13 protein-coding genes are annotated in these 16,546 nt (G+C 42.3%); 7 read left to right on the top strand and 6 right to left on the bottom strand.

What is annotated here, in order from left to right; genetic code table 11:
• Positions 1 to 9: 9 nt before the first annotated feature.
• Positions 10 to 1,563, bottom strand: a complete 1,554-nt coding sequence (locus DY200_RS03765) for a phosphoethanolamine transferase (protein ID WP_115586975.1) — start codon at positions 1,561 to 1,563, stop codon at positions 10 to 12.
• Positions 1,564 to 1,674: 111 nt separating this feature from the next.
• Here DY200_RS03765 and pyrH point away from each other — a divergent pair, with 111 nt between their 5' ends.
• Entirely contained in the window at positions 1,675 to 2,388 is a 714-nt protein-coding gene (gene pyrH / locus DY200_RS03760; protein WP_115586974.1) for a UMP kinase, read from the top strand.
• Between the two features lie 183 nt (positions 2,389 to 2,571).
• Complete coding sequence (gene frr, locus DY200_RS03755) at positions 2,572 to 3,129, top strand: ribosome recycling factor (RefSeq protein WP_005596791.1); 558 nt, start codon at positions 2,572 to 2,574, stop codon at positions 3,127 to 3,129.
• Positions 3,130 to 3,205: 76 nt separating this feature from the next.
• Here frr and pdxR read toward each other — a convergent pair whose 3' ends face one another.
• Entirely contained in the window at positions 3,206 to 4,594 is a 1,389-nt protein-coding gene (gene pdxR / locus DY200_RS03750) for a MocR-like pyridoxine biosynthesis transcription factor PdxR (RefSeq protein ID WP_244924179.1), read from the bottom strand.
• 99 nt (positions 4,595 to 4,693) lie between these two features.
• On the opposite strand from pdxR, the gene pdxS reads away from it, so the two are divergent.
• Both pdxS and pdxT read left to right on the top strand, forming a co-directional pair.
• On the top strand, positions 4,694 to 5,581 hold the full coding sequence (gene pdxS, locus DY200_RS03745) for a pyridoxal 5'-phosphate synthase lyase subunit PdxS (RefSeq protein ID WP_115586972.1): 888 nt from the start codon (positions 4,694 to 4,696) through the stop codon (positions 5,579 to 5,581).
• Positions 5,581 to 6,156, top strand: a complete 576-nt coding sequence (pdxT, locus tag DY200_RS03740; RefSeq protein WP_115586971.1) for a pyridoxal 5'-phosphate synthase glutaminase subunit PdxT — start codon at positions 5,581 to 5,583, stop codon at positions 6,154 to 6,156. Before pdxS ends, pdxT begins: the two co-directional genes overlap by 1 nt.
• 73 nt (positions 6,157 to 6,229) lie before the next feature.
• On the opposite strand, the gene tadA is transcribed toward pdxT, so the two are convergent.
• The 4 genes from tadA to pnp all read right to left on the bottom strand — a co-directional run bounded on the left by tadA (position 6,230) and on the right by pnp (position 12,067).
• A complete protein-coding gene (tadA, locus tag DY200_RS03735; protein ID WP_005618867.1) occupies positions 6,230 to 6,754 on the bottom strand; it encodes a tRNA adenosine(34) deaminase TadA in 525 nt (174 codons plus the stop codon).
• Between the two features lie 82 nt (positions 6,755 to 6,836).
• Positions 6,837 to 8,696 (bottom strand): DEAD/DEAH box helicase, encoded by a 1,860-nt coding sequence (locus DY200_RS03730; RefSeq protein ID WP_012262860.1) that lies wholly within the window; start codon positions 8,694 to 8,696, stop codon positions 6,837 to 6,839.
• Between the two features lie 221 nt (positions 8,697 to 8,917).
• On the bottom strand, positions 8,918 to 9,859 hold the full coding sequence (nlpI, locus tag DY200_RS03725; protein WP_011848431.1) for a lipoprotein NlpI: 942 nt from the start codon (positions 9,857 to 9,859) through the stop codon (positions 8,918 to 8,920).
• Between the two features lie 60 nt (positions 9,860 to 9,919).
• The gene (gene pnp / locus DY200_RS03720; RefSeq protein WP_115586970.1) at positions 9,920 to 12,067 is read right to left on the bottom strand and encodes a polyribonucleotide nucleotidyltransferase; all 2,148 of its coding nucleotides are present in this window, start codon (positions 12,065 to 12,067) and stop codon (positions 9,920 to 9,922) included.
• 300 nt (positions 12,068 to 12,367) lie between these two features.
• Between pnp and parC the strand changes: the two genes are divergently transcribed.
• The 3 genes from parC to mukF all read left to right on the top strand — a co-directional run bounded on the left by parC (position 12,368) and on the right by mukF (position 16,490).
• Positions 12,368 to 14,614 carry a DNA topoisomerase IV subunit A gene (parC, locus tag DY200_RS03715; protein ID WP_115586969.1) on the top strand — a complete coding sequence of 749 codons (2,247 nt, stop codon included), beginning with the start codon at positions 12,368 to 12,370 and terminating at the stop codon, positions 14,612 to 14,614.
• Between the two features lie 93 nt (positions 14,615 to 14,707).
• Complete coding sequence (locus DY200_RS03710) at positions 14,708 to 14,932, top strand: hypothetical protein (RefSeq protein WP_005603958.1); 225 nt, start codon at positions 14,708 to 14,710, stop codon at positions 14,930 to 14,932.
• Positions 14,933 to 15,158: 226 nt separating this feature from the next.
• Positions 15,159 to 16,490: a chromosome partition protein MukF gene (gene mukF, locus DY200_RS03705; protein ID WP_115586968.1), complete on the top strand. Its 1,332-nt coding sequence runs from the start codon at positions 15,159 to 15,161 to the stop codon at positions 16,488 to 16,490.
• Positions 16,491 to 16,546: the final 56 nt, after the last annotated feature.

Raw genomic sequence — 16,546 nt, 5'->3', positions numbered from 1 at the left:
TTTGCAAGATTATTTGGTCGGAATCACAATCGCCGGATCGGCTTTTGCCGGGATTTTTTCAATCACTTGCTTCAACCCGTAATCGTTCTTATCGCTTTGATTACTGAATAAATCCGCTTGCGGATTTAATTTCTCATTAGTAATGCCAATCCATTTGCCGATACCATCGGTAAAGTTTAAACCGGATTTAAACACTTTATAAACGTGGCGTTCGGTATCATCGCTTGAAATTTTAAATAACGGCACGTCAAAGTGTAACTTACCTTGTGCGGTATTTAAAATATGAATGCCTTTGTCGTCTTCGCTATGAATTAAGCCGTGATCGGAGAAGTAAACCATAGAGAAACTTCTGCCGGTTTTCGCTTTATTTTGATTTAACTCGTTATATAATTTTTCCAGCAATTCATCGGTTTTTTTCATTGAAGAAAGATAACAGTTCACGTTGTGATATTTTTGCGCAATTTTCGCATCATCAAAGATTTTCGGATAATCGGTTAGGCGATCACAGGTAATCGGGTGTGAACCGTACAGATGTACCACGATAAAGCGTTTACCTTGAGCGTTTTGTGAAACGATCTGATTAAATTTCGGTAATAAGGCGAAATCACTGATATTTTGGCTAAACGAATCGCCCGTTTTTAGAAAGATTTTCTCATCGCTTTTATTTGCCAATGAAGAAATCGGTGTATCAAAACGTCCCAAATAGCCTTGATTGGAAATCCAGTAAGTTTTAATCCCGGCAGATTTGACTAGCTCAACCAAATTTAAGCGGTAATTGCCTTCCCAAGTTTGCGTATTCGGCTTAGTCAATAATAATTTGAGCGAAGCAATGGTATTGGTGCCGCCGGCGGTAAAACCGTCAATCAAAGTGCCTTTCGCATTGCTCATAAACGGCGTATTTTCAACCGGATAGCCGTAAGCGTGATGGTAATCTTTACGTGCGCTTTCGCCGATTACCAGCACATAATCATCATATTTTGAATCGGCGGAAAGGGTTGAAGTTCCCCACTCGGACGGAATTTCCGTACTGTTATTTAAGGCTTCCAATTCTTGTTTTACTTTCATACTTTCGTTAAAAAATTCGTGAAAGAATTTAAAGGGTGCCAGACTGAATAAGGAAATGACCAGCGAGCAGACGATAAACGCACGATTATTTAAAAAGTTGATTCGATATTTTTTAGTGATTTTTCGGAAAAAAATGACCGCTACCAACATTCCGACAGCCAGTAAATAGTTGGTAAGAGGCAATTGCGAAAGAAATTCTCTGCCTTCCAATAAATCGGTGGCGAATAAAGAGGCGATATATTGATAAGACGGTGCGCCGAAGGATAACCCAATCGGGGTGTAAAGCGCATAACCGATTGTAATCGGTAACAATAAGCCGTAAAAAGAGATCTTAGAACTGCCTAACGCGATAATCAGTATTACGGCAAACAGTATTTCGGCTAAGGTCGGAGAAGGAAAAAAGCCTGAGCCTTTCAACATCACATAACCCGAAAAGATTGCGAATAGAACGGCAATAACGGTATAAATGATTTGTTGTTTTGTTAATTTTTGTATCATTTTTTATTCCAAATTATAAATATGATTTCTTATTTATTTCCTGTTTAAATCGGATGGTCTATAATAGCGTAATTTTGTTTTTAGTCCATACAGCATTAAGAGGCAATTAAAATGAGCAACCCAATCTATAAACGTATTTTATTAAAATTAAGCGGCGAAGCATTACAAGGCGATGAAGGCTTCGGTATTGATCCGTCTATTTTGGATCGTATGGCATTAGAAATTAAAGAATTGATTGAAATGGGTGTGGAAGTCGGTGTAGTACTCGGCGGCGGTAACTTATTCCGTGGTGCGAAATTAGCGAAAGCCGGTATGAACCGTGTTGTGGGCGACCATATGGGTATGCTTGCAACCGTAATGAACGGTTTGGCAATGCGTGATGCGTTACACCGTGCGGATGTAAATGCAAAATTAATGTCCGCATTCCAATTAAACGGTATTTGCGATACTTACAACTGGTCCGAAGCAATCAAAATGTTACGTGAAAAACGTGTGGTAATTTTCTCCGCCGGTACCGGTAGCCCGTTCTTTACTACGGATTCCGCAGCTTGTTTACGCGGTATCGAAATCGAAGCGGACATCGTCTTAAAAGCGACTAAAGTGGACGGCGTATATGATAAAGATCCGGCTAAATTTGCCGATGCGAAATTATATAATCAATTAACTTATGCGGAAGTTATCGATCAAGAATTACAAGTTATGGACTTAGCGGCGTTTACGTTAGCGCGCGACCACGGTATGCCGATTCGCGTATTCAATATGGTAAAACCGGGCGCGTTAAAACAAGTGATTACCGGTACGACCGAAGGTACGATTATTTCTTAATACCCCGTATGCGATACAAGCGGTCTGTTTTCTTTAACTTATTTGCAAATAAAGAAAGCAGACCGTTTTTGTTTGCTCGTCACTGTTCGGTAAGCGAGAAATTTGATGTTAGGGCTATGAAAACGAAAGGGATTTAGGTAGAATTGACAGGATTATTGACTCAAATATTGAAAGGAATAACAAATGATCAATGAAATTAAAAAAGATACGCAAGATCGTATGGAAAAGAGCTTAGAAGCGTTAAAAAGCCATATTTCTAAAATTCGTACCGGTCGTGCGCAACCAAGTCTTTTAGACGGTATCCAAGTGGAATACTACGGTTCTGCGACACCGCTTCGTCAATTAGCGAACGTGGTGGCGGAGGATGCGCGTACTTTAGCGGTAAACGTATTCGACCGTTCTTTAATTAGCGCGGTAGAAAAAGCGATTTTAACTTCCGATTTAGGTTTAAACCCTTCATCAGCAGGTGCAACCATCCGTGTTCCGCTTCCGCCATTAACGGAAGAACGTCGTCGTGATTTAATCAAAATCGTAAAAGGTGAAGGCGAACAAGGTAAAATTGCAATCCGTAACGTACGTCGTGATGCAAACGATCAAATCAAAGCGTTATTAAAAGACAAAGAAATCAGCGAAGACGAAGAGCGTAAAGCACAAGACGAAATCCAAAAAATCACTGACGGTTATGTGAAAAAAGTTGATGAAGTATTAGCGGCAAAAGAAAAAGAATTACTAGATTTCTAATCTTTACGTAATGAAGAGAAAGGCACGTAGTTACGTGCCTTTATTTTTGCAAAAAATTGCCGAATTCGACCGCTTGTTAGCAAGCAATATTCCAACAATGTAATAACTTATCTAATCCCTTTCGTAGTTGTTCCTCCGACAAATGGCCGAAGCCTAAACTAAATAATCTACGTTGTTGATGATGAATCGGATAGACCTTAATTTTCTCTGTATTTGCCAGTTCGACTAATTGATCTAATGTTCTTGTTTCGTTTAATAATTCGATCAACAAATAGAAGCCGGAATGTTCGCCGTAATAGTTAATTTGTTTGGTATAAGGTGAGAGTAGCTCACACAATAATTCCATTTTACGGCGGTATATTTTCCTCATTCGATTAATATGTTTTTCAAATTCTCCTGATTGAATAAATTTGGCTAAACGTTGCTGTTCCAAGCGAGAAACCGAGGCATTAAAAAATTCACAATATTGCTGATATTCGCTTAATAAATTGCGAGGTAGCACTAAAAACGTAATCCGTAGTGAGGGCATAAGTAATTTAGAAAACGATCCCAAATAGATCACTGTATCTTGTCGGTCTAAACTTTGTAACGAGGGAATCGGTTTACCGGTGTAGCGGAACTCACTGTCATAGTCATCCTCAATAATATAACGTCCGTCTTGTGCGACCGCCCATTCGAGTAATTGTTGGCGTTGTCCAATGGTTAAAATGTGACCGAACGGATATAAGTGTGAGGGGGTCAAATAAGCGACGTTAATTCGATTTTGTTCTAAGAAAGGAATATCCAGCTGATAGTTTTCCGAGCTGAACGGCATTTTGAAAATCGGCTTTTGATAGAGATTCAGCAATTTTTCTACTGTCGGATAACCGTAAGATTCCATCGCCCAATTCATCGTAGGGTTGAGTTGCTGAAATAATAAGATCAATTGCTGTAAGCAGCTTTCTACGCCCGCCCCAATCACGATTTGTTCCGGCTCGCAATTTACCCCGCGTGAAGCTAATAGATATTGAGAAATTTGCTGACGTAAATTGAGATCGCCTTGCTTATCGCCCATATTTAAAAAATCTTTATTTGCCCAATTGGCACACTTTTTCCAGCGGTTAAACGGAAAAGATTGGTTGTCGATTTTATTCGGGTTGAAATCGATCTCATAGTCGGGAGAAGCGGTCGAATTGACAAAATTTTTTACGACATTAGCACTCGGATAAGCCAACTCCGCCTGAAAACAGACAAAAAAACCGCTGCGAGGTTTAGATTCAATATAACCTTCCGCCAATAATTGTGCATAAGCACTTTCCACCGTATTTTGACTGATTTGTAAATGCTCGCAGAGATGACGTTTAGACGGCAATTTATCGCCGAGTTGCAATTCTTGACTATAAATAGACCGCTTGATTTGCTGATAAAGTTGTAAATAAAGCGGCGTAGTTTGTTGCTTATTGAGTAGATAGCTTAATTTTTTCACTTCTGACCTCATTAATATTTATTAAATTGATGCTTTTAATCATATCTGTTTAAAATAAAAATAGCCATCGTTTTTCACATCAATAAAAAGGAAATTCATATGACTAAAATTTTAGGTTCTGATCCGGTTAAACGTGGAATGGCTCAAATGCAAAAAGGCGGAGTCATTATGGATGTGGTGAATGCGGAACAAGCTCGCATTGCAGAGGCTGCCGGCGCAGTTGCCGTGATGGCATTAGAACGTGTGCCTTCCGATATTCGTGCCGCAGGCGGAGTAGCAAGAATGGCGAATACAGCTATTGTGCGTGAAGTGATGGGAGCGGTGTCCATTCCGGTAATGGCAAAGGCTCGTATCGGACATATCGTTGAGGCGAGAGTGCTGGAAGCAATGGGCGTAGATTATATTGATGAAAGTGAGGTATTAACGCCGGCAGATGAAGAGTTTCATTTGTTAAAAAGCGATTATACTGTGCCTTTTGTATGCGGCTGCCGAGATTTAGGCGAAGCACTGCGTCGTATCGGTGAAGGCGCTTCGATGTTGCGTACTAAAGGCGAACCGGGAACGGGCAATGTAGTGGAAGCGGTTCGCCATTTACGCAAGGTCAATGCGCAATTACGTAAAGTGATTAATATGAGTCATGACGAACTGATGACCGAAGCAAAACACTTAGGCGCACCGTTTGAACTATTGTTGCAAATTAAAACGTTAGGCAAATTACCGGTAGTAAATTTTGCGGCGGGCGGAATTGCCACACCGGCGGATGCCGCATTAATGATGGAATTAGGCGCAGACGGCGTATTTGTCGGATCGGGGATTTTTAAATCCGAAAATCCGGAGAAATTTGCAAAAGCGATTGTAGAAGCCACTACACATTACCAAGATTATGACTTAATCGCTCGTCTTTCGGCGGATTTAGGCGAACCGATGAGAGGGTTGGAAATCAGCAAATTAGCGGTACAAGATCGTATGCAAGAGCGTGGTTGGTAATGAACGATTATACAAAATATACCGTAGGCGTATTGGCATTACAGGGGGCGGTTTCGGAACATATCGCTCAAATAGAAACTTTGGGCGCAAAAGCCATAGCAGTAAAGTCGTTATCCGAATTGCAGCAAATTGATGCTTTGGTGTTACCCGGCGGTGAAAGTACCGCAATGAGGCGCTTGATGCATTCGAGCGATTTATTTCAGGCGCTCAAATCATTTGATAAGCCGATATTAGGTACTTGTGCCGGATTGATTCTGTTAGCGAATAAACTTGAAGGCGGCGAGCCTCCTCATTTAGCCAAAATGAATATTCAAGTTCAGCGTAACGCTTTCGGTCGGCAGGTTGATAGTTTCCAAACGGACTTGATGATCAAAGGATTTGCTGAACCTTTTCCGGCGGTTTTTATTCGCGCACCTTATATCAGTCGTATAGGCAGTGAGGTAGAAGTGCTGGCGGAATGGCAGGGCAATGTTGTATTTGCCAAGCAAGGCAATTTACTGGCTTGTGTATTTCATCCGGAATTAACATCGGATACGCGTGTTATGGAATTGTTTCTACAACAACTAAAAGAGTAGTTTTTAGCGTAAATCTAAGGACATCATTTAGGTGTCCTTAGATCGAATTGGATTTTGTAAAAAATCAATGAAATTAGACCGCTTGCTTCTGCCGTTTTTGTTCTTGACGACGGCGTTGAAAAAATCGACTGATTTTTTGGCTACATTCTTCTGCTAACACACCGCCTCGAATTTCAAGAAAGTGATTCATTTTATAATCTTCAAACAGATGAAATCTAGAGCCGATAGCTCCGGTTTTATAATCGCTTGCGCCAAACACTAAACGGCGTAAGCGGCTATGTAAAATCGCACCGGCACACATTGTACAAGGTTCTAAAGTGACATAAAGCGTACAGTCTAATAAGCGATAATTGCGTTGTACTTTGCCCGCTTGACGTATCGCAAGCATTTCCGCATGCGCACTAGGATCGGACAATTGAATCACTTGATTCCAGCCTTCGCCGATAATGTTGCCTTCTTGATCAACCAATACCGCACCAACTGGAATTTCACCTATCGCTTCGGCACGATCCGCTAATTCCAACGCATACCGCATAAAATGGATATCTTGTTCCGAAATGGTAAGAGAACATTGCGTGATTTGAGGTTTGATAAACATAATTGCAAAAAAGAGAAAAAAGCTAACCGCTTGTTCTAATAGCAAAATGCCCCAAAATCGGGGCATTTATTAACGGGATCAATTAGTCGCGACGACCACGACCTTTGTCATTAAAACGTTTTTCTTTAAAACCGCCTTTTTTACGGTCGTTAAAGCCGCCTTCACGACGGTCAGAACGTCCGCCGCGATCACTACGACGATCATTGCGGTCGTTTCTATCGTTACGACGACCGCCGCCGCGACGTTCTTCAAACGGTTGGCTGTTTACACCACCGGCAGGGCCTAATAAAGACATTTGCATTTGTTTGTTTAATACGCGCGCTTTTTGTGCAAAGTGTTGCACGATATGATTCGGCATACCCTGCGGTAATTCAATCGTAGAATAAGTATCGTGTAATTTGATGTGACCGATATAGCGGCTGCTAATATCGCCTTCGTTAGCGATAGCGCCAACGATATGACGTACTTCCACACCGTCTTCACGACCTAATTCGATACGATATAAATCCATTGCTACACCGTTATTCTCACGGTGTTCACGACCGCCACGGCGTTCATCGCGTCCTCCGCGACGATCATCACGATCTCTGCGACCGCGTTCGCCGCGTGCCGCACGAATTTCCGGATCCGGCGGAAGAATGAGTTTTTGTTTCTCTTGAAGCATCATCATCATTGCCGCCGCCAATTCTTCGTGATCTTGGTCGGCAGTGAATAAATCTTCAAGCAACTCGCGGTATTTTTCTAAATCGTGATGCTCTAATTGTTTAGAAACACGCGCTTTGAATTTCTCGCGACGTTTTGCCATTAGAATTTCGTGATTAGGAATCGCCACTTCATCGATCGGTTTTTTCATTAAGTGTTCGATGTTACGCAGTAAACGGCGTTCACGCGGTTCGACGAATAATAAGGCACGTCCTGAACGTCCTGCACGGCCGGTACGACCGATACGGTGAACATAAGATTCCGCATCTAACGGGATATCAAAGTTTACTACAAGGCTGATGCGTTCGATATCGATACCGCGAGCGGCAACGTCGGTCGCTACTAAAATATCTAAACGGCCTGATTTTAATTTATCTAAAGTCTGCTCGCGCGCTTGTTGGGTCATATCGCCGTTTAACGCCGCCGTGCGATAGCCGTTGCGTTCGCATAATTCGGTAATATCAATCGTGCCGGTTTTGGTACGGGTAAAGATGATTGCCGCATCAAATTCTTCGACTTCTAAGAAGCGCAATAACGCATCGTTTTTACGGAAGCCGTTTACTAACCAATAACTTTGGGTAATATCCGGTGCGGAACGTTGCGTCGCTTGAATTTTGACTTCTTGCGGATCTTGCATAAAGCGACGAGTAATACGACGAATCGGCTCCGGCATGGTTGCGGAAAATAATGCGGTTTGGTGATTTTCCGGTAATTCCGCCATCACGGTTTCAACGTCGTCAATAAAGCCCATACGAAGCATTTCGTCCGCTTCATCCAATACGATGGATTGCAAAGCAGAGAGGTCTAACGTACCTCGGCGAATATGGTCAAGAATACGACCCGGCGTACCGACCACCACTTGTGAGCCTTGTTTTAAAGCACGTAATTGAATGTCGTAACGCTGACCGCCGTAAACGGTAACCACATTAACGCCTTTCATATTTTTAGTAAATTGTTCGCAAGCATCCGCGACTTGAATCGCAAGTTCACGAGTCGGTGCCATGACTAACATTTGCGGATGACGTTTAGTCGGATCGATTTGCGCTAATAAAGGTAAAGAGAATGCCGCTGTTTTACCGCTACCGGTTTGTGCCATACCGAGTACGTCACGGCCGGCTAATAAATGCGGAATCGTTTCTTGTTGAATAGGAGAAGGCGTCACAAACCCCATGTCGTTTACAGCATCAAGAATAGATTGAGGAAGACCAAGGTCTGCGAAAGTTAAAGAATCAGTTGTCATAAAAAACCATAAATAATAACGGACGATAGATAATGCCGAATAAATAGCCGTAAAGATATTTATTCTTCAATATCCATCATCAATTGATAGAAATTGTTGAGTAGTTAGGAAAGAAAAAATGAAATAAAGAAGCAATATCAAATGCTTTTAACAAATTGTCCCAAGAGTATAAGCGGCCCGTTTTTACAAGAAATTTGTAAAACCAGACCGCTTCATTCGTCCTAATTTTTCCCAACAACGGGATCATCTTGAACCGCAACATTGCTACCACCACGTAGCTGCGAGAGTTCAAATAGGGCAAAACGATACTCAACAAAGTTAAACACTTGATTTGCAAGAGAGAGACGGAAAAGCGTAATCGCTTCATCCGTTTTATTTAATTTGAGTTTTTGTTTTGCTAAATAAAAATATGTTTCGGTCAGAATTTCTGCATAAGAAGCCGTATTCGGTTGGGCTTCTGCATCCATTCTAGCACGAAGTTCGCTCAGAGTTAAGTCCCCTAAGAAATAATGTACAACATTTGTGCCCCAGAACTCGGGAGAAAGCGTTTCGGCACGCTTAATTAGGTTGTTTTTGGCTTCTGTAGGTTTTAACTCCAATTCGTTGAAATATAGCCATAACGCTCGGTACGGATCTTGTTTTTCCGCATCATAAAAACGTAACAAATCACGCTGAGCTTCGGAATAACGGCCGCTATAATAAAAAGCCAATCCGCGATTAAGGTAAGTGTAGTTATAGTTCGGATCTAATTCCAATACCGCATTAAAGGCATCAATCGCACTGTCATAATCATCTTCAAGTAATAGGTATAAGCCCATATAATTGTAAGCCGCAACCATTTTCTGATTCAAGCCGATAGCCTGTGTAAAATCATAACGTGCAAGCGACCATAATCCTAGACTGTCGTAGAGTACGCCGCGTTCGAAATGTAGTGCGGCACGTTCGTCCGGATTTAATTTGGCTTCTTGTAGTACTTGAGTTAAACGAACGACCATTACTTCTTGTTCAAAGCGCAATTGAGGGTTTAGTTCGGCTAAAGCTAAGCGGTTGGACGATACCATTTCCGACGAATGACGGCTTATACAACCGGTCAGAAAGAGCAACGCCAAAAGATTAAGCATCAAGAAGCGAAGGTGAAACACTTTAAAAATCAGTAAACACATTAGGTAAATCGCCTATGAGAAGATATCTACCTTCAAGAATTGAAGGTAGATATCTTATTTTTAAATCTCAGCTTGTTGTTCTGACGAAACTTCCGCTTCTTCAGTTACATTTTCGGCAACAGGGGTATCGTTATTAAGATCTTTCATAGTTAAACGGATACGGTTTTGACGATCGATTTCAACTACTTTCACAGTCACTTCTTGACCTACGGATAAGTAATCCGCAACGCGTTCGACACGCTCATTCGTGATTTGCGAAATATGTACTAAACCTTCTTTACCACCTAAGATAGAAACGAACGCACCGAAGTCCACAACGCGAGTTACTTTACCTTTGTAGATCGCGTTCACTTCAACTTCAGCCACGATATCTTCGATACGAGCCATTACCGCTTTCGCCGCATTATTATCGGTTGCAGCGATTTTTACGGTACCGTCGTCATCAATATCAATCGAAGTACCGGTTTCTTCGGTTAATGCGCGAATTACCGCACCGCCTTTACCGATCACGTCTTTGATTTTCTTCGGATCGATCTTCATCGTATGAATACGAGGTGCAAAATCGGAAATATCGGCACGAGGTGCAGGAATCGCTTGTTCCATCACGCTTAAGATGTGCATACGCGCACCTTTCGCTTGATTTAATGCGATTTGCATAATTTCAGGCGTGATACCTTCGATTTTAATATCCATTTGAAGTGCGGTTACACCTTCACGCGTACCGGCTACTTTAAAGTCCATATCGCCTAAGTGGTCTTCGTCACCTAAGATGTCTGAAAGCACCACGAATTTTTCTTCTTCTTTCACTAAGCCCATTGCGATACCCGCAACAGCCGCTTTAATCGGTACGCCTGCGTCCATTAACGCTAAAGATGCGCCGCATACGGAAGCCATTGAAGAAGAACCGTTTGATTCGGTAATTTCAGATACTACGCGCACTACATACGGGAATTCTTCCGCAGTCGGCATTACCGCTAATACACCGCGTTTCGCTAAACGACCGTGGCCGATTTCACGACGTTTCGGCGAACCGATACGACCGGTTTCACCGACAGAGTACGGAGGGAAGTTATAGTGGAATAAGAAGCGGTCGGATTTTTCGCCGGTTAATTCGTCGATGATTTGCGCATCGCGTTCGGTACCTAAAGTCGCAACCGCTAAGGCTTGCGTTTCACCGCGAGTAAAGATTGCGGAACCGTGTGTGCGAGGTAACACGCCGGTGCAAATATCTAATGCACGAACCGTATCTACCGTACGACCGTCAATACGCGGTTCGCCGGCAATAATACGACCGCGAACGATAGAACTTTCTAATGCGGTAATAATATCAATAATCGCACCTTCCGAAACGGTTTCGTCTTGTGCGCTTAATTGTGCGATAACATCCGCTTTAATTGCATCGATTTGTTCGTAACGCGCTTGTTTTTCTGTAATACGATACGCATCGCCGATACGCGCTTCCGCTAACGCTTTTACTTGGTTGATTAATGCAGTATTCGGTTCCGGTGCAACCCAATCCCAACGTGGTTTGCCCGCTTCTTTCACGAATTCTTTGATATTTTCGATAACCACTTGTTGTTGCTGATGACCGAATACGACCGCCGCTAACATTTGTTCTTCGGAAAGAATATCCGCTTCGGATTCCACCATTAATACCGCTTTATCCGTACCGGCTACGACAAGGTCTAAACGGCTGATTTTTTGTTCCGAAGTGGTCGGGTTTAATACGAATTGATCATTGATAAAACCGACACGCGCCGCACCGATAGGACCGTTAAACGGTACGCCCGATAATGAAAGTGCCGCTGAAGCACCGATCATCGCCACTAAATCCGGGCTGATTTGCGGGTTCACCGAAACAACCGTAGCAATCACTTGAATTTCGTTGAAGAAACCTTCCGGGAAAAGCGGACGCACAGGGCGGTCAATTAAGCGGGCGATTAAAGTTTCGCCTTCAGACGGACGACCTTCACGTTTGAAGAAACCGCCGGGAATACGACCGGCTGCGTAAGTACGCTCTTGATAATCTACCGTTAATGGGAAGAAATCTTGACCTTCTTTAACTTCTTTTTTAGCCACAACGGTGACGAATACGGTGGTATCGTCCATGCTTGCCATAACGGCCGCCGTTGCTTGACGTGCGATAGCACCTGTTTCTAACGTTACGGTATGCTGGCCGTATCTAAATTGCTTAACAATTGGATTCATTTTGACATTCCTATTAATTTGTACTTTATTTATTGTTTTATTTCTTTTAATGCGACTAGCAAAAATTCTCTGATTAATCTTATTTTCTTCATTTTATCTTAGCGGAAAATTTTTGATAGCCGCCTCTCTAAAAGCAAGAAACAAAACGAATCTATTATACCTAAAGATTTATAGAAAATCGCCTATTATTTTAGAGCTTGTAAGATTTTTACAAAATCGGACCGCTTACCTTTTTACGGTGGACAGCGATCCGTAAATCATAGAAAATAAGCGGTCTTTTTTACTAAATTATTTGCAAAAATGAGTATAGAAATCAATTACGAAGGCGTTGAACAGATGCCGATTAAGCGTTTTACCGAAGACGCTTACTTAAACTATTCGATGTACGTCATTATGGATCGTGCATTGCCGTTTATCGGTGACGGGTTAAAACCGGTACAACGCCGTATTATTTATGCAATGTCCGAATTAGGCTTAAATGCTTCGGCGAAATACAAAAAATCCGCACGTACCGTCGGGGACGTGTTAGGTAAATTCCACCCGCACGGCGATAGTGCTTGTTATGAAGCAATGGTACTCATGGCACAGCCGTTCTCTTATCGTTATCCGCTGATTGACGGGCAAGGGAACTGGGGTGCGCCTGACGATCCGAAATCTTTTGCGGCAATGCGTTATACCGAATCAAAGCTGTCAAAAATGGCAGAGGTATTATTGGGAGAATTAGGGCAAGGTACGGTTGATTACCAGCCGAATTTTGACGGCTCGCTTGAAGAGCCGAAATATTTACCGGCACGCTTACCGCATATTTTGCTGAACGGCACGATGGGGATTGCAGTCGGTATGGCAACCGATATTCCACCGCACAATATCAACGAATTAGCCGAAGCAAGCGTGATGTTATTGGAAAATCCGAAAGCAAGTCTTGCCGAGTTAATGACGGTGGTGCAAGGTCCGGATTACCCGACTGAGGCAGAAATCATTACCCCTAAAGCCGATATTGCCAAAATGTATGAGCAAGGCAAAGGCTCAATCAAAATGCGTGCGGTGTGGAAAAAAGAAGACGGAGAAATTGTGATTTCGGCATTGCCGCATCAAGCTTCACCGTCAAAAGTGATTGAGCAAATCGCAACGCAAATGCGTAATAAAAAATTGCCGATGGTGGATGATATTCGTGATGAATCGGATCACGAAAACCCAATCCGCATCGTGCTTGTGCCTCGTTCAAATCGTATTGATTTTGAAGCGTTAATGGATCATTTGTTTGCCACGACTGACCTCGAGAAAAGCTATCGAGTCAATATGAATATGATCGGGCTAGACGGTAAACCGGCGGTGAAAAATCTGCAAACGATTTTAACCGAATGGCTAGTATTCCGTCGTACTACGGTAACGCGCCGTTTAAATCACCGTTTAGATAAAATTTTAAACCGCTTGCATATTTTAGAAGGCTTAATGATCGCCTTCCTCAATATTGATGAAGTGATCGAAATTATCCGCAATGAAGACGAGCCGAAAACGGCATTAATGGCTCGCTTTAATTTGAGCGAAGCACAAGCAGAAGCGATTTTAAATTTACGCTTACGCCATTTAGCAAAATTAGAAGAACATGAATTGCAAGCGGAAAAATCGCAGCTTGAAAAAGAGCGTGATGAATTGCAATTAACGCTTGGCTCGGAGCGCCGTTTAAATACGTTGATCAAAAAAGAAATTCAAGCGGATGCAAAAGCGTTTGCCAGCCCGCGCCGTTCACCGCTTGTTGAGCGTGCCGAAGCGAAAGCGATTTCTGAAAGTGATTTAACCCCAACCGAAGATGTGACAGTTATTCTATCGGAAAAAGGCTGGGTACGTTGTGCGAAAGGGCATGATATTGACGTGCAAGGCTTAAGTTATCGTGCCGGTGACGGCTATCTTGCCCATGCTTATGGCAGAAGTAATCAGCCGGTCGTGTTCCTAGATAGCACCGGGCGAGCTTATGCGCTTGATCCGACTTCGCTACCATCGGCACGTTCTCAAGGCGAACCGCTCACCGGTAAAATCACTTTACCGGACGGGGCAACCGTGCAACAAGTGTTAATGGCGAACTCGGACACTAAAGTCCTGATGGCGTCGGATTCCGGCTATGGCTTTATTTGTAGCTTCGAAGATTTGGTTTCTCGCAATAAGGCGGGTAAAGCGGTCATTTCTTTAACCGAAAATGCCAAAGTGTTGCCACCGCAATTAATTGATAATGAAGCAGAACTTTCGCTTGTTGCAATGAGTAGTGTCGGACGAATGTTAGTATTCCCGATCACCGAATTACCACAGCTTTCGAAAGGTAAAGGGAATAAGATTATCAATATTTCCGCACAGGCGGCAAAAGAAGGTAATGAATTGCTTGCCCGTTTATTACTGGTTAAACCGACACAGTCGTTAGTGTTTGTTTCCGGCAAACGCAAAATCACCCTTAAGCCGAGCGATATTGATAATTATCGTGGCGAACGAGCAAGAAAAGGATCTCAACTTGTACGAGGCCTAAGTGCGACTTCGACTGTGGAGATTATTGAATAGGAAATTTTCGATCGAGATCGAGTAATTAGAAATAATATATGAACTTTTTAATATGACTGTTTAGAATAGACCCTAAATATAAAAGGAGTTCATATGTATAACTTATTGCATAAACCTATTGAAAAAGCATCATTTGAATCTTGGGCAAAAGTTTCTGATGATATTGCCAAAGTTGCTATTTTAGCTTGTCCTGTTATTTTATATGGTAAGGATATTGTATATTGGAAACTAATTAATTTGTTTTTATTAGGTTTATCTATATACTTATTCTTAGTTGTTGGACGTATATTTAGACTGAAATCAGAGAGAGGTAACTAATGGAATTTACTCTTGGGTTAGCTGTATTTGCATTAGTCGGATTAGCTTTTGTTATTTTTGCTAATTATGTCACTAAGCATTAGTTATAAATTTTATTAATGATACAAGCGGTCAAATTTCGTAAAAACTTTGCGAAATTTGACCGCTTCTTTTTTTGATTTCATTCCTATTTGATTCACATTCCTGTACAATAAACGCCATTTTTCATCAACAACGATAAAGCTGTATGCAAAACGAATTGGCACAGACAATCCCTGAACTGATCAACTGGACGAAAGAACGAGAATTCTCTCTTTCGCTTTCTTCTGATCGCCTTGCCTTTCTCTTGGCGATTTCCATTTACAATAACGAACAAACGGACGGAGAGCTTTTAGAAAGCGATCTTGTTGATCTTTTCCGTTATGTTTCTGAAGCGTTCGACCAATCGGAAGTCACCCTTACACAACGTGCCAATAATGCGATTAACGATTTAGTTAAACAGCGTTTTCTTAACCGTTTCTCCAGCGAATTTACCGAAGGTCTAGCCATTTATCGTATCACTCCGTTAGGTGTCGGTGTGGCGGATTATTATGTGCGTCAGCGAGAGTTTTCGACTTTACGTTTATCCATTCAGCTTTCGATTGTAGCGGACGAGATTCAGCGTGCTTCATCGGCGGCGGAAGAGGGCGGTGACGAGCGTTTTTGGCGTAATAACGTGTTTGCACCGCTTAAATATTCGGTCGCGGAAATTTTCGACAGTATCGATCTTTCCCAACGTATGATGGATGAAAATCAACACCAAATTCGTGAGCGAATTGCCGAACTGTTAAGTCAAAATTGGCATGAAGCGATTCTTAGTTGTGAACAATTACTGGACGAAACCTCGGGTAATTTACGTGAGTTACAAGATACGCTTAATGCGGCAGGTGACAAGTTACAGGCACAATTACTGCGTATTCAAAGCTGCTTGATCGGGCGAGATGATTTGGATTTTGTTGATCAATTGATTGTCAATCTGCAAAACAAATTAGACCGCATCATTAGCTGGGGGCAACAAGCGATTGACCTGTGGATCGGTTATGACCGTCACGTACATAAATTTATCCGTACGGCGATTGATATGGATAAAAACCGTGTGTTCGGTCAGCGTTTACGCCAATCTATTCAAGATTATTTCAATGCGCCTTGGTTACTTTATACTGCCAAAGCGGAATCGCTATTAGATCTGCGTGACGATGAAACGATGCTGAATGAGGCGGAAGCGGTCGGTGAATTACCGAGTGAGTTGGAATATGAATCGCTTTCGGATGTTCAAGAACAAATTATCAGCGTAATGCAAGCGCATTTAGCGCCGTTTAGAGCGGAAGGTAAACCAATCGATCTCGGTGCGGTATTACGAGAGCAACTTGCGCTTTATCCGCAATCTCGCCATTTTGATGTGGCACGAATTATTGTGGATCAAGCGGTAAAACTCGGTATGGCAAGCCTTGATAGCCAAGCGGTTTATCCTGAATGGCAAGCAATTAATGATAAGGGTGCGGAAGTTCAGGCGAACGTAATCGACCAATATAACAAATAGTAGGGTGGGCATTTTGCCCACCATTGGAAAAACAGAAAGTTTAATGGTAGGCAGGA

This window comes from Actinobacillus lignieresii, from assembly GCF_900444945.1.
GTDB lineage: Bacteria > Pseudomonadota > Gammaproteobacteria > Enterobacterales > Pasteurellaceae > Actinobacillus > Actinobacillus lignieresii.
Note: the sequence above shows the minus strand (reverse complement) of the source record. Positions and strands in the feature narration are given on the sequence as shown.

Bases quoted from the DNA above. Each gene is read 5' to 3' on its own strand.
- DY200_RS03765 (WP_115586975.1), bottom strand. From the start codon at position 1,563: ATGATACAAAAATTAACAAAACAACAAATCATTTATACCGTTATTGCC.
- pyrH (WP_115586974.1), top strand. From the start codon at position 1,675: ATGAGCAACCCAATCTATAAACGTATTTTATTAAAATTAAGCGGCGAA.
- frr (WP_005596791.1), top strand. From the start codon at position 2,572: ATGATCAATGAAATTAAAAAAGATACGCAAGATCGTATGGAAAAGAGC.
- pdxS (WP_115586972.1), top strand. From the start codon at position 4,694: ATGACTAAAATTTTAGGTTCTGATCCGGTTAAACGTGGAATGGCTCAA.
- pdxT (WP_115586971.1), top strand. From the start codon at position 5,581: ATGAACGATTATACAAAATATACCGTAGGCGTATTGGCATTACAGGGG.
- tadA (WP_005618867.1), bottom strand. From the start codon at position 6,754: ATGTTTATCAAACCTCAAATCACGCAATGTTCTCTTACCATTTCGGAA.
- DY200_RS03730 (WP_012262860.1), bottom strand. From the start codon at position 8,696: ATGACAACTGATTCTTTAACTTTCGCAGACCTTGGTCTTCCTCAATCT.
- nlpI (WP_011848431.1), bottom strand. From the start codon at position 9,859: ATGTGTTTACTGATTTTTAAAGTGTTTCACCTTCGCTTCTTGATGCTT.
- pnp (WP_115586970.1), bottom strand. From the start codon at position 12,067: ATGAATCCAATTGTTAAGCAATTTAGATACGGCCAGCATACCGTAACG.
- parC (WP_115586969.1), top strand. From the start codon at position 12,368: ATGAGTATAGAAATCAATTACGAAGGCGTTGAACAGATGCCGATTAAG.
- DY200_RS03710 (WP_005603958.1), top strand. From the start codon at position 14,708: ATGTATAACTTATTGCATAAACCTATTGAAAAAGCATCATTTGAATCT.
- mukF (WP_115586968.1), top strand. From the start codon at position 15,159: ATGCAAAACGAATTGGCACAGACAATCCCTGAACTGATCAACTGGACG.